Source organism: Sinorhizobium sp. 22678 (assembly GCF_052044265.1).
Lineage (GTDB): Bacteria > Pseudomonadota > Alphaproteobacteria > Rhizobiales > Rhizobiaceae > Sinorhizobium > Sinorhizobium meliloti_A.
In genome coordinates this window covers 175,485-188,173 of sequence record NZ_JBQEMS010000005.1, presented here as the reverse complement: position 1 = coordinate 188,173, position 12,689 = coordinate 175,485, and the positions used below count along the sequence as shown (strand labels likewise).

Here is a 12,689-nt window from a genome sequence, read left to right as displayed (position 1 = left end):
GTTATTTAGGGGTAGTCTCCGGACCACATCTACACACTCTTTCGTTCCATACTGACCGATGGGTAACCATGGCCGACATCATAAAGAAATTGCCGGTGCTGCCCTCCGAGCGCGCACTCAAGGTGATCTCCGGACGCTGGAAAGCCATCATCCTCTACCATCTGTTCGATAGGCCGAAGCGGCTTTCCGAGTTGCGAAGGCTGATACCCGCCGTCAGCCAGAAAGTGCTGATCCAGCAGCTCCGCGAAATGGAGGAGCATGGCCTCGTACGCAGGGAGATTTTCCGCGAGATACCGCCGCGCGTCGAATATTCTGCGACGACGCTCGGCCTCAGCCTCGAGCCAGTCCTGCTGGCACTCTGCGAGTGGGGTCAGCGCCACGCCGCCGAGCTGAACGAGGCCGATCGCGTGACAGACTGCGTGATCCGCCCGCGAAAGGGCGACAACCGGCCTATGCCTTGATCGATCTCTGGCTCTTCGGGGTGAGCGCGCGAGGCTGCAGATGGCGGTTCAGCGCCGCGGTCATTATCTCGGCCGCGGTCAGGGCTGCGATCACCGGCGGCCGCTTGTCCTTCACCACCGTACCACCGATCGGGCAAACCAGCCTCTCGAAAAGCTCAGGACGATTGACCTCTCGCGACAGCCAGTTCTTGAAAGTCGCGCGCTTCGTCTTCGAACCGATCATGCCGACGTAACTGGCGTCTTCGCGCCCGAGCGCCTCAGTCGCGATCAGGAAGTCGAGTGCGTGATCGTGGGTGAGGACGACGAAGGCGCTGCCCGGCGGCGCGTCGCGCACGACGGCTTCGGGCATTGCGGTCAGGCAGGTCTCGATACCCGGTACGTCGGCGGCCGAGAGCTCATGTTCGCGGGTGTCGACGAGAACGGTCCTGAGCGGCACGTGCGACAGCGCCATGGCGAGCGCGTTGCCGACGTGCCCGGCGCCGAAGATATAGACATGCGGCCGATGCGCGATCTCATCGTCGCTGCGCTCGATGAGTGTCGCACGCGTGTCCGCATCGACCTTTTTGAAGGAAAGCGCGACGTGGCCGCCGCAGCATTGGCCGATCTCCGGGCCGAGGGGGATCGGCAGTCGAAGGTCCGCCTTCGCCCCCTGAACGAGTTTCCGCGCGTGGTCGATCGCCATGAATTCCAGCTGTCCGCCGCCGATCGTGGCGAAGGTGCGGTCTTTTGAAACGAGCATCCAGGCATCGGTATCGCGCGGCGTCGAGCCTGCCGCGCTCGCCACCTCGACAAGCACGCAGGCCCTTTCACGGCTCAGGAAATCCCGGATGTCTTCTCGGCGCGCCATCTCAGTCATCCATTATCTTCGCCGCGCGATCGTCCCTACCCGTCCCGGTGGGCGCGCAGGCGCTCGACCGCCATCAGCACGCGCTCCGGCGTCGCCGGGGCATCGATGCGCGGCGGAATACGATAATCCGCAACGCTCGCCGCTGCCATGGATATCGCCTCCAGAACCGAAATCCCCAGCATGAAAGGAGGTTCCCCGACCGCCTTCGAGCGCCGGATCGTCTCCTCCCGGTTGACGGACCATTCGGCCAGGCGCACGTTGAACACGCGCGGGCGATCGGAGGCGAGTGGGATCTTGTAGGTGGAGGGCGCATGCGTCCGCAACCGGCCCTTGGCATCCCACCAGAGTTCCTCCGTCGTCAGCCAGCCCATGCCCTGCACGAAGGCGCCTTCGACCTGGCCGAGGTCGAGCGCCGGGTTCAGAGACTTGCCGACATCGTGGAGGATATCGGTCCGCTCGACCTGGTACTCGCCGGTCAGTGTGTCGACGCTGACCTCGGAGCAGGAGGCGCCATAGGCGAAGTAATAGAATGGACGCCCCCGCCCTTCGGCGCGACTCCAGTGGATCTTCGGGGTCTTGTAAAAACCGGCCGCCGAAAGCTGGACGCGCGCGGCATAAGCCCCCTTGATAAGATCGGTAAAGGCGATGCGTCCGGCGCCGATCCGGACCGTGTTCGGCTCGAAGGCGATATCAGCTTCGCTCACCCTGTAGTGCTCGGCCGCGAAGCGCACGAGCCGCTCCTTGATCTGCTGACAGGCATTGGCGGCTGCCATGCCGTTGAGGTCCGAGCCGGACGAAGCGGCCGTCGCAGAGGTGTTCGGCACCTTGCCGGTCGAGGTCGCGGTCACCTTTATATGGTCGAGATCGACCTGGAACTCGTCCGCTACGACCTGCGCCACCTTGGTGTAGAGCCCCTGCCCCATCTCCGTGCCGCCGTGGTTCAGCTGGATTGAGCCATCCGTATAGACATGGACCAGGGCGCCGGCCTGATTGTATTCCGTCTTGGTGAAGGAGATGCCGAACTTCACCGGCGTCAGCGCGATGCCGCGCTTGATGACGGAGCTCTCGCGGTTGAATGCGACGGCCGCCTGCCGCCGGGCGGCATAGTCGGACGAAGCCTCGAGCTCCTCGATGATCCGGCCGATGATGTTGTCCTCCACCGTCTGGTGGTACGGCGTCAGGTTACGCCCCTCGCCGCCATAGAAATTGAGCTTGCGGATTTCGAGCGGGTCCTTGCCGAGCACGTAGGCGACGTCTTCGATTATCCGCTCGCCGCCGACCATGCCCTGCGGTCCACCGAAACCCCGGAACGCGGTGTTCGAGACCGTGTTGGTCTTCAGCGGCCGCGAGCGCAGCCGGACGTTCGGGTAGAAATAGCAATTGTCGGCGTGGAAGAGCGCGCGATCGGTCACCGGTCCGGAAAGGTCGGCCGAGAAGCCGCAGCGGGCGGCGAAGACCGCGTCCACCGCCTCGATGCGGCCCTCGTCGTCGAAGCCGACCTTGTAATCGACGTGAAAGTCGTGGCGCTTGCCGGTCGCCGTCATGTCGTCGTCGCGGTCCGGGCGCACCTTGACCGCGCGGCGGTATTTCCTCGCGGCCACTGCCGCAACCGCAGCGAAAAGATTTGCCTGCGTCTCCTTGCCGCCGAAGCCGCCGCCCATCCGCCGGACGTTCACGGTCACTGCATTCGACGGCACGCCCAGCACATGGGCGACCATGAGTTGCGTCTCGCTCGGATGCTGGGTCGAGGAAAAGACCGTCACTTCGTCATCCTCGCCGGGGATCGCAAAGGAGATCTGGCCTTCGAGATAGAAGTGATCCTGGCCACCGATACGCATTTCGCCCGAAACGGTGTTTGTCGCCTTGGCAAAGCCGGCATCGATGTCGCCGCGCTCGAGCTTCAGGGGATCGATCACCAGCGGATAGTTCGCAGCCGCCGCTTCGAGAACATCCGTCACATGCGGCAGATCGCGATAATCGATCTTTACCTTGGCGGCCGCGCGCCGGGCGGCCTCGCGCGAGGTCGCGATGACCGCGAAGATCGGCTGGCCGTGGAACTCGACCTTGCCGGTCGCGAAGACGGGATCGTCGTGCTTGTGCGCCGGACTGACATCGTTCTCGCCGGGTATGTCCTCCGCCGTGAGCACTCCCACGACACCAGGACTGTTACGCACCGCCTCGAAATCCACCGACAGGATTTCGGCATGCGCGCGCTGCGAGAGCCCCAGATAGCCATGAAGGGTGCCCGCGGGCTCGGGAATGTCATCAATGTATTCTGCGGTTCCGGAAACGTGCTTGTGACCGGATTCGTGGCGTTCCTTGTCGTGGACGGCGCCGCGGACGCGATCGACGGGCTGCATCACATTCATGGGTCCACCCTCTCTACATAGCCACCGCGACCGTGCGGTCGATCCGGATATTGCGCGTTTCCTGCGTTTCCAGATGGAAGCGCCGCAGAAGATTCCTCGCAACGAGCATCCGATATTCGGAAGAGGCGCGCCAGTCGGTGAGCGGCGTGTAATCCCGCTCGAAGGCCGCTACGCCAGCCTCGATGGCAGCGTCGTTCCATTGCGCGCCCTTGAGTGCGGCCTCCACGTTCGACGCGCGCTTCGGCGTGCCCGCCATGCCGCCAAAGGCGATAGCCACGTCGGCAACCTTGCCGTCACCGTCGAGCTTCACGCGAAACGCGCCACAGACTGCGGAGATATCTTCATCGAAGCGTTTCGTGATCTTGTAGACGGCGAAGCGGTCGGTCTCGTCCAGGAAGGGGATCCGGACAGTCTCTACGAATTCGCCGGGTTCGCGATCCTGCTTGCCGTATTCGATGAAGAAGGCTTCGAGGGGCAGCGTGCGGCGGCGTGTTCCCTTGCGCAGGATCACCGAAGCGCCAAGTGCGATCAGCGCCGGCGGCGTGTCGCCGATCGGCGAACCGTTGGCGATATTGCCTCCGACCGTGCCCATATTGCGCACCTGCTCGCCGCCGATACGATCCCAGAGCTCGCGAAGTTGCGGGAAGTGCCGGACGATGACCGGATAGGCCTCCGTGTAGCTTACGCCGGCGGCAAGGCTGATCCCGTTCGCATCGACGGAGATCCGCCGCAGTTCTTCAAGATGCGAGAGATGGACGACCGGCGCGATGTCGCGCATGAATTTGGTGACCCAGAGCCCGACATCGGTCGAACCGGCGACGATCGTCGCCTTGGGGTTCGTCTCAAGAACCACAGCGAAATCGTCCAGCGAGGCCGGAAGCACGACGCGCTCGTCTTTGCCTCCGATCTCGACGCGCCGCCCGTCCCGAAGCGCCTCCAGTTGCCGCGTGATCTCCTCACGTTCCACGATCAGCGGATCCTTGCCGAGCTCGCCGACCGATGCAATCGCTTCCGCCGCCCGAATGATCGCCGCATAACCGGTGCAGCGACAGAGGTTGCCCTGCAGCGCCTTCTCGATTTCCTGAACGCTCGGCTTCGCATTCGTCATCCAGAGGCCGTAGAGCGACATCACGAAACCGGGTGTACAGAAACCGCATTGCGAGGCGTGCGTGTCGACCATCGCCTGCTGCACGGGGTGCAGCGGCCCGTTCGGCTGCGCAAGCGCTTCGACCGTCACCACATGGCAGCCGTCAAGCGATGCGACGAAGCGGATGCAGGCGTTGACGGATTCGTATTTGAGCTTGCCGTCGAGAAGCCGGCCGACAAGCACGGTGCAGGCGCCGCAGTCGCCTTCCGCGCAGCCTTCTTTCGTCCCGCGCAGACTCCGGTCGATGCGCAGAAAGTCCAGCAGCGTCTGCACCGGCGATACATCGGCAAGCTCGACGGGCCGGTGGTTCAAAAGGAAACGGATCGTATTGCGGATTTCGGTCGTCATTGCCGTCAGCTCCCGCGATAGGTGGAATAGCCGTAGGGCGAAAGCAGGAGCGGCACGTGATAATGCGCGGCCCGGTCGGCGATCCCGAAGCGGATAGGGATCACGTCGAGAAACGGGTGCGTGCCGCGCTCGTCCGCAGTGCCGAGATATTCTCCGGCGTGAAAGCGCAGCTCGTAGGTTCCGGTTGCCATCGTGGAGCCGTTGAGAAGCGGCGCATCGCAGCGCCCGTCATCGTTGGTGCGGGTCGAGGAAAGAAGCTCCGTCCGTTCACCTTCAATCCGGTAGAGATCGATGCGCAGATTGCTTGCCGGTTTCCCGCTCGCCGTGTCCAATACGTGGGTCGTCAGGCGCCCGGGCGTTCCGTCTTGAACTTGCATTCTGTCGCTCCTCCGAAAGTCAGCATCGAGGATAGAGTATCCGGGGGGCGGGTGCCCTTGTGTAGCGGGCTCAACCTTCGAGACTTTCAAATTTTTCGGGGGGAATGGGAGAGCGGAATTCTCGCTACGAATTGGGCGACGAGACAATCTCTGGAGGAGCTGCTGCTATGAGATATCCCCGCGATCTCCTGGGCCATGGTCCGAACCCGCGCATCGCCTGGCCCGACGGCGCCCGGATCGCCGTGCAATTCGTGATCAATTACGAGGAGGGCGGAGAGAACTGCGTGCTTCATGGCGACGCGGCGTCGGAGGCCTTTCTCTCGGAAATCGTCGGCGCTCAGGCCTGGCCAGACCAGCGCCACTGGAACATGGAATCGCTCTACGAATACGGCGCGCGCGCCGGTTTCTGGCGGCTGCACCGGTTGTTCACCGAAAAGGAGATACCGGCAACCGTCTACGGCGTCGCCACGGCTCTCAAGCGATCGCCCGCACAGGTGGCCGCCATGCAGGACGCCGGCTGGGAAATCGCTTCCCACGGCCTCAAATGGATCGAGCACAAGGATTTCGACGCGGAGCGCGAGCGCGCCGAGATTGCCGAGGCGATCCGCCTTCACACGATCGTAACCGGCGAACGGCCGACCGGCTGGTATACCGGCCGCTGTTCCGTGAACACACTCGACCTCGTGACCGAGACCGGCGGCTTCGACTACGTCTCCGACGCATATGCGGACGACCTGCCCTACTGGCACGAACATGCCGGCCGGCACCAGCTCGTCATCCCCTACACCCTCGACGCCAACGACATGCGTTTCGCAACGCCACAGGGCTTCAACAGCGGCGACCAGTTCTTCAGCTATCTGAAGGACAGTTTCGACATTCTCTACGCCGAGGGCGCTGCCGGCGCGCCGAAGATGTTGAGCATCGGCCTCCACTGCCGTCTAGTCGGCCGGCCCGGCCGCGCCGCCGCACTGGCGCGCTTCCTCGACTATGTGAAGAGCCACGAGAAAGTCTGGCTTGCCCGCCGCATCGACATTGCCCGCTACTGGGCAGAAACCTATCCGTTCCAGCCGAATGAAAACCGACCGTCGCGATTGTCGAAAGATGACTTCATTGGTCGCTTCGGAGGGGTGTTCGAGCACTCGGACTGGATCGCCAGACGCGCCTTCGCAGGCGAACTCGGCCCCGCCAACGACACCGCGTCGGGACTGCACGCGGCGCTCTGCGCGGTCTTTCGCGAGGCAAGCGACGAGGAACGGCTAGCCGTCCTCATCGCCCACCCCGATCTTGCCGGCAAGCTCGCCCAGGCGAAGCGCCTGACCGAAAGCTCGACTTCGGAGCAGGCTTCCGCGGGTCTCGACGCGCTGACGGATCAGGAGCGCGAGCGCTTCACGGCCCTCAACCACGCCTATGTCGAGAAGTTCGGCTTTCCCTTCATCATGGCCGTCAAGGGGCGCAGCAAGGACGAGATTCTTGCCGCCTTCGAGAACCGTATCGGCAACGATCGGGAGACCGAGTTCAACACCGCGTGCCGCCAGGTGGAGCGGATCGCGCTGTTGCGGCTGCGCGACACTTTGGCGGGCTGAGGCGGCGCCATGACGCGCGCCGCTGAAGTTCCCCCCGCCTTTGCGGGCGGGACGATCAACCTCGCTTCCGCGGGTCTCGGCGCCCGCGCGCTCTTTGCGACGGACGAATTCTTCGGCCCGGTGGAGCGCATGCTCAAGGACGAGCCGGCCGCGTTCCACCCCGGCCTTTACGACGATAACGGCAAATGGATGGACGGCTGGGAAACCCGCCGCCGCCGCGGTGCCGGCCACGACTACGCGGTCATCGCGCTCGCCGTGAAAGGGCGGATTGCCGGCTTCGACGTCGACACGTCGCACTTCACCGGCAATTATCCGAGCGCCTGCTCGATAGAAGCCTGTCATTCGGCGGAAGATCCGGACGAGGCGACCGAGTGGATCCAACTGCTGGCGGTCACCGCCCTCGGACCGAATGCACATCACTTCTTCGCCGTGCACTCCGACGCGGTCTACAGCCACGTCCGGTTGCGTATCCATCCGGATGGCGGTATCGCCCGGCTGCGGGTCTACGGCACTCCGGCCCTCGATCTCAAGGCTATGGCGAACGAGACGATCGATCTCGCCTCCTGCCTTTCCGGGGGCCGGATCGTCGCCTTCTCCAACGGCCATTACGGCCACGAGCGCCTCATTGCGCCCGGCCGGGGTACGAATATGGGCGATGGCTGGGAAACGCGCCGACGCCGCGAACCGGGCTACGACTGGATCATCGTCAAGCTTGCCGCACGCGGGCACGTCGATCGCATCGTCGTCGACACGGCGCACTTCAAGGGCAACTACCCGGACGGTTGCTCGCTACAGGCGGCTGACCTCGCAGGCGTGGCTGCCGGGTGCGACATGCTCGCCGCCTCCTCCGCGATGTTCTGGGAAGAGCTTCTGCCGCACCGGAATCTTTCCGCCGACAGCATCCATGAGTATGGGGCAGATATGCTTGGACATGCCGGTCCGGTCACGCATGTGCGCCTGAACATCTACCCGGATGGCGGCGTCAGCCGCCTACGCATTTACGGCCGGGTCGCCGAGGCGAGCATATCCTAGATCAGAATGACATTAGGTCGGGTTGACCTAGAGTCGTGAGTGTGATCGATTCAATAGGTTAGAGCGGGACGTGGGCGGCAGACCGCGCACACTTTTCCTCATCCCGCTCTAGCCGCGGGCCGTTTTGCGCGGCCGCCCGCCCTTGGCACCATTAGCACGCGCGGCTGCTGCCTTCGCCGGCGATGTCACTTGCCCCGCCCGCCGCGCCATATAAGCCTTGGTGCCGAATATGCCGGCCAAAAGGCCCGGAATCGAAAGATCGACGTCCAAGGCCTCCCAATGCAGGCCATAACCTTGCCCAAGGATCTCGACTGCGGCGAGCTGATCGCTGCTCCCATCTTCCAGTCCCTGCGCCAGGCGTGGCGGAAAAGCGAACGTGCAGCCATTGGTCAACTCCACAACGATCCGGCCGCTTCGCTCGTCATAGCGCGCAGATGCAGCACGGGGCTCTGTTTCTCGCGCCATCCGGCCGCTCTCCAAAGCTGCTTCGATTTGGGTGTCCGTCAATTCAGCCATGAATCGCCCTCCATCTGCCGAGGAATTGCTGTTGCCGTTCGTTGACGATCTGGACGGCCCGGCGTACATCGCTCCGCTTCATGCCATCAGCCCAAATCAATTCCGGAACGCCATCCGGTCCGATCAGGTTGATCTTGACCTGCCCATCGCCAAAGACATGTACATGGGCCGGTTCATGATCGTCAGTAAAGATGACGACGCTCAGGCCGTTTGCGCGATAGATCGTGGCCATATACGCAAGTAACCTATCATGATGGGTTACTCAAGTCCAACTTTGTCACGCGAGCGCCGCGAAGTATGTCTTAAAGTCCGGCAAGAACGCGAGAGGTTTGACGGCTTGTCAACGACCGTGGCGGCTTGGAGGGCCGCGCCGGTCGCGACCCTCCCCCAACCATGCTCCGTCACTCGGCGAAGAATGCGAAGCGGACGATGAACAGTGCCGCGACGAGCTGGGTCGCCGGGTGGATGACGTTCCACTTGCCGGTGCAGACCTTCAGGACGACATAGCTTACGAAGCCGAAGGCGAGACCGTTGGCGATCGAATAGGTGAAGGGCATGGCGATGGCGGTCAGCGCCGCGGGTGCCGCCTCCGTCAGGTCGTCCCATTCGATCTCGGTGAGCTCGCGCATCATCAGGCCGGCAACGTAAAGCAGTGCCGGCGCGGTCGCATAGGACGGAACGGCGGCGGCAAGCGGCGAGATGAAGAGCGCGGCGAGGAACAGCACCGAGATCGTCAGCGCCGTTAGACCGGTGCGCCCGCCCGCCTGCACGCCCGAGGCGCTTTCGACATAGGCGGTCGTGCTGCTGGTGCCCATCAGCGAGCCGGCGACGATGGCCGAGCTGTCGGCAAGCAATGCACGCCCGAGACGGCTGGGCTTGCCCTCTTCCACCAATTTCGCGCGCTTGGCGACACCGATCAGCGTGCCGGTCGCGTCGAAGACCTCGACGAGCACGAAGACGAGAATGACGTGGACAAGACCGCCATGCAGGGCGCCCATGATGTCGAGCTGGAGGAAGGTCGGCGCAATGCTCGGCGGCGCAGAGACGATGCCCTGGAATTCCGACACGCCGAGAAACATCGACAGGACCGTTACCACCAGGATACCGATGAGGATGGATCCGCGGACATTGAGCGCGTCGAGAACGGCGATGACGAAGAAGCCGAGGATCGCGAGCAGCGGTCCCGTCTGCTTGATATCGCCGAGGCCGACCAGCGTCGCCGGATTGTCGACGACGATGCCGGCGTTTTTCAGGGCAATGATGCCCAGGAACAGGCCGATACCGGTCGCGATCGCGCTGCGCAGCGAATGCGGTATGCCTGCAATCAGCCAGCTTCGGACCCCCGTGACCGTCAGGAGCAGGAAAATGATGCCGGAGATGAAGACGGCGCCGAGTGCCTGCTGCCAGGTGAAGCCGAGGGCGGCGACGACCGTGAAGGCGAAAAATGCGTTGAGGCCCATGCCCGGCGCCATGCCGATCGGCCAATTGGCAACGAGAGCCATGACGGCGGAGCCGAGAGCGGCCGCAAGACAGGTCGCGACGAAGATCGCGTTGCGGTCCATGCCCGTGGTCGACAGGATGTCAGGATTGACGAAGATGATGTAGGACATCGTAAGGAACGTCGTAACGCCGGCGATCACTTCCGTGCGGACGGTCGTGCCGTGCTCCTTAAGCTTGAAAAGTCGTTCAAACATTTTTCCTCCCTTGGCAGACGTCATCTCGACGCAGCCGAACGACAGAGACCGGGTGTGTTGCTCCTCCAAGAGCCCGGCCATTGCAAGTTGATCGCGCCCCGATATTTCTTCAGGGGGTATGATCCAGGCCGTGCGGCCTCGCCGGATGGGACGCCATCGCAAGCACCCGATTGTGCGTTTTCGCGCGCATGATCGCTAGCCACCGATTTCGACGCCGGGAGCGAAAGACTTTCAAGTTTTCGAGGGCATTCCCGGCGCTCCTGCGGGCACCGGCAACGTCAGATCCGGGTATCGGACGCGGTCCAGGCGCCGTCTTCGGCCCGGACGAGCATCGGCGTCGCGAAGACGCCTACGGTCCGCTCCGGCCATTGCGGAGAGAGGTCGGCGAGCGGCTTGCGCCACCGGTCCGACTGCAACATGGCGGCAGCGATCGCGACCGGCTCGATGCCGCAGGCCGCCATCAGCGACAGGCCGGCAAGTATCGAGGCCCCGCTCGATATCACATCATCGATCAGGGCGACTCGCCGGCCCCTCAACAGCGGCAGCATGCGGGGATCGACGTAGAGTCGCTTCTTCTGGCCCGGTGTCGTGATGGACGACAGGGGAACGGATAGATCGTCGACGTACCAGAATTTTCGCGAGGTTCCGAGCGGCACATAGCGCTTGTGGCCGAGCTTGCGGGCAACGGCTGCGGCAAGCGTCAGGCCGAGTGTCGGAAGACCCGCGACGATTTCCGGTCGGAAGGGTGAAAGTCGGGCGGCCAGTTCCTCCGCGAGCGCGTCCTCCACCTCGAAGCTCGCCTGATTGATGATCAGCGAGGCCAGCGCATGCTTGCCGTCCGCAAGCGGCCGGATCGGCAGGAGGATCTGGCGTCCGTCCGCGAGAGTGGCCGGAAAAGAGGCGCGGAAGCCGCCGTGCCCGACAAAGCTACCGGGTGGAAAGACCTCCTGCCAGTAATCGTGCGGCTCGATCGCCTTCGTTTCCGTCATGCCAAGCGTCCGTTCGGGTGAGTAAAAGGTTCTGATCCCAGAGTTTTTCGTCTATACCCATTGCCGCTTCGATCAAACCGAAAGGGCACACCCGAGCGCCAAAAGCTGGGGAATTCAGGCCCTTTCCAGACTGCTCAAGGAATGCCTGCCGATGCGCGTGCCCCCCGGGATTGTCGACGATCTCACCTTTCTCACGGCCTTTCGCCGCGACCTGCACGCTTATCCCGAACTCGGTTTCGAGGAAGAGCGGACGAGCGACCTCGTAGCGAAGCTCCTCGAAGAAGCAGGCCTCAAGGTCCACCGGGGCCTCGGCAAGACAGGCGTCGTGGGCACGCTGCAGGTCGGCAACGGCACGCGCGCGATCGGCCTGCGCGCCGACATGGATGCGCTCGCGATGCCGGAATTCGCCGATCGGCCTTACAAATCCAAGATAGCGGGAAAGATGCATGCCTGCGGCCATGACGGCCATACGACGATGCTGCTCGGCGCTGCGCGCCACCTTGCGGCCACGCGTGACTTCTCGGGAACGGTCCATTTCATCTTCCAGCCTGCCGAGGAAGGCCGCGGCGGCGCCAGGCGCATGGTGGAGGACGGGCTGTTCGACCTTTTCCCTTGCGACGCGGTCTATGGATTGCACAACATGCCGGGCCTTGCAGTGGACGAGATGGCCGTCGTGGCGGGGCCGCAGCTTGCCTCGTCCGACAGCTGGCGCCTCACCTTCCGCGGCGTCGGCACGCACGGCGCCAAGCCGCATCTCGGCCGCGATCCGATCACGGCGGCAGGGACGTTTCTTGCTTCCCTGCAAACTGTGGTCGGCCGGGTGGTCGACCCGCTGCAGCCGGCGGTCGTCAGCGCCTGCGCGCTGCAAGCAGGCGATCCGAAAGCCCTGAACGTCATTCCGGACACGGTCGAGATCGGCGGCACGGCGCGCGCCTATACGCCGCATGTGCGCGACCAGCTGCAAGAAGAGATCGGTCGGTTGGCGCAGGGGACCGCGGCGATGTACGGCATCGAGGCCGATTATCGTTTCGAGCGGCGTATTCCCCCGGTCGTCAACGATCCGGACGCGACGGCACGCGCACTTTCGGCCGCCCGGTCCGTCTTCGGCGAGAAGGCGCTGACCAGCTTCCCGCCCTCGACCGCCGGGGACGACTTCGCCTTTTTTGCGCTGGAGACGCCCGGCTGCTATGTCTGGCTCGGCAATGGCCCCGCCGTCGACGGCGCGCTGCACCATAACAGCGCCTACGACTTCAACGACGCGGCGATCGGTCCCGGCGCTGCCTTCTGGACCGCGCTGGTGGAACAGGAGCTCGAGGCCTGAAGAGC

The 12,689-nt window shown here is 63.9% G+C and carries 12 protein-coding genes; 4 read left to right on the top strand and 8 right to left on the bottom strand.

All coding sequences use genetic code 11. The annotated features are described in order from the left end of the window. The first annotated feature begins 68 nt into the window (after window positions 1-68). A complete protein-coding gene (locus ACTJKL_RS10180) occupies window positions 69-461 on the top strand; it encodes a winged helix-turn-helix transcriptional regulator (protein ID WP_440852804.1) in 393 nt (130 codons plus the stop codon). Here ACTJKL_RS10180 and xdhC read toward each other — a convergent pair. From xdhC to uraH, 4 genes are read right to left on the bottom strand one after another with little or no spacing between them, the layout of a single operon-like run. Then, window positions 451-1,308: a xanthine dehydrogenase accessory protein XdhC gene (gene xdhC, locus ACTJKL_RS10175; RefSeq protein WP_440852863.1), complete on the bottom strand. Its 858-nt coding sequence runs from the start codon at window positions 1,306-1,308 to the stop codon at window positions 451-453. The two genes, ACTJKL_RS10180 and xdhC, sit on opposite strands and share 11 nt — an antisense overlap. A 35-nt stretch (window positions 1,309-1,343) precedes the next feature. Continuing rightward, window positions 1,344-3,677: a xanthine dehydrogenase molybdopterin binding subunit gene (gene xdhB, locus ACTJKL_RS10170; RefSeq protein WP_440852803.1), complete on the bottom strand. Its 2,334-nt coding sequence runs from the start codon at window positions 3,675-3,677 to the stop codon at window positions 1,344-1,346. A 13-nt stretch (window positions 3,678-3,690) separates the two neighbouring features. Beyond that, the gene (gene xdhA, locus ACTJKL_RS10165; RefSeq protein ID WP_440852802.1) at window positions 3,691-5,172 is read right to left on the bottom strand and encodes a xanthine dehydrogenase small subunit; all 1,482 of its coding nucleotides are present in this window, start codon (window positions 5,170-5,172) and stop codon (window positions 3,691-3,693) included. Window positions 5,173-5,177: 5 nt separating this feature from the next. Beyond that, entirely contained in the window at window positions 5,178-5,549 is a 372-nt protein-coding gene (uraH, locus tag ACTJKL_RS10160) for a hydroxyisourate hydrolase (protein ID WP_100670442.1), read from the bottom strand. A 167-nt stretch (window positions 5,550-5,716) separates the two neighbouring features. Here uraH and puuE point away from each other — a divergent pair, with 167 nt between their 5' ends. Then, window positions 5,717-7,132, top strand: coding sequence for an allantoinase PuuE (gene puuE, locus ACTJKL_RS10155; RefSeq protein WP_440852801.1), 1,416 nt, complete (start codon window positions 5,717-5,719; stop codon window positions 7,130-7,132). Window positions 7,133-7,141: 9 nt separating this feature from the next. Beyond that, a complete protein-coding gene (alc, locus tag ACTJKL_RS10150; RefSeq protein WP_440852800.1) occupies window positions 7,142-8,164 on the top strand; it encodes an allantoicase in 1,023 nt (340 codons plus the stop codon). Between the two features lie 108 nt (window positions 8,165-8,272). On the opposite strand, the gene ACTJKL_RS10145 is transcribed toward alc, so the two are convergent. The 4 genes from ACTJKL_RS10145 to ACTJKL_RS10130 all read right to left on the bottom strand — a co-directional run bounded on the left by ACTJKL_RS10145 (window position 8,273) and on the right by ACTJKL_RS10130 (window position 11,363). Then, window positions 8,273-8,680, bottom strand: a complete 408-nt coding sequence (locus tag ACTJKL_RS10145) for a DUF2442 domain-containing protein (RefSeq protein WP_440852799.1) — start codon at window positions 8,678-8,680, stop codon at window positions 8,273-8,275. Beyond that, entirely contained in the window at window positions 8,673-8,912 is a 240-nt protein-coding gene (locus ACTJKL_RS10140) for a DUF4160 domain-containing protein (RefSeq protein WP_440852798.1), read from the bottom strand. The genes ACTJKL_RS10145 and ACTJKL_RS10140 overlap by 8 nt, the downstream gene beginning before the upstream one ends. A 169-nt stretch (window positions 8,913-9,081) precedes the next feature. After that, a complete protein-coding gene (locus ACTJKL_RS10135) occupies window positions 9,082-10,374 on the bottom strand; it encodes an NCS2 family permease (protein WP_440852797.1) in 1,293 nt (430 codons plus the stop codon). Between the two features lie 278 nt (window positions 10,375-10,652). Beyond that, the gene (locus ACTJKL_RS10130; RefSeq protein WP_440852796.1) at window positions 10,653-11,363 is read right to left on the bottom strand and encodes a phosphoribosyltransferase; all 711 of its coding nucleotides are present in this window, start codon (window positions 11,361-11,363) and stop codon (window positions 10,653-10,655) included. A 151-nt stretch (window positions 11,364-11,514) separates the two neighbouring features. On the opposite strand from ACTJKL_RS10130, the gene ACTJKL_RS10125 reads away from it, so the two are divergent. Continuing rightward, on the top strand, window positions 11,515-12,684 hold the full coding sequence (locus ACTJKL_RS10125; protein ID WP_440852795.1) for a M20 aminoacylase family protein: 1,170 nt from the start codon (window positions 11,515-11,517) through the stop codon (window positions 12,682-12,684). Window positions 12,685-12,689: the final 5 nt, after the last annotated feature.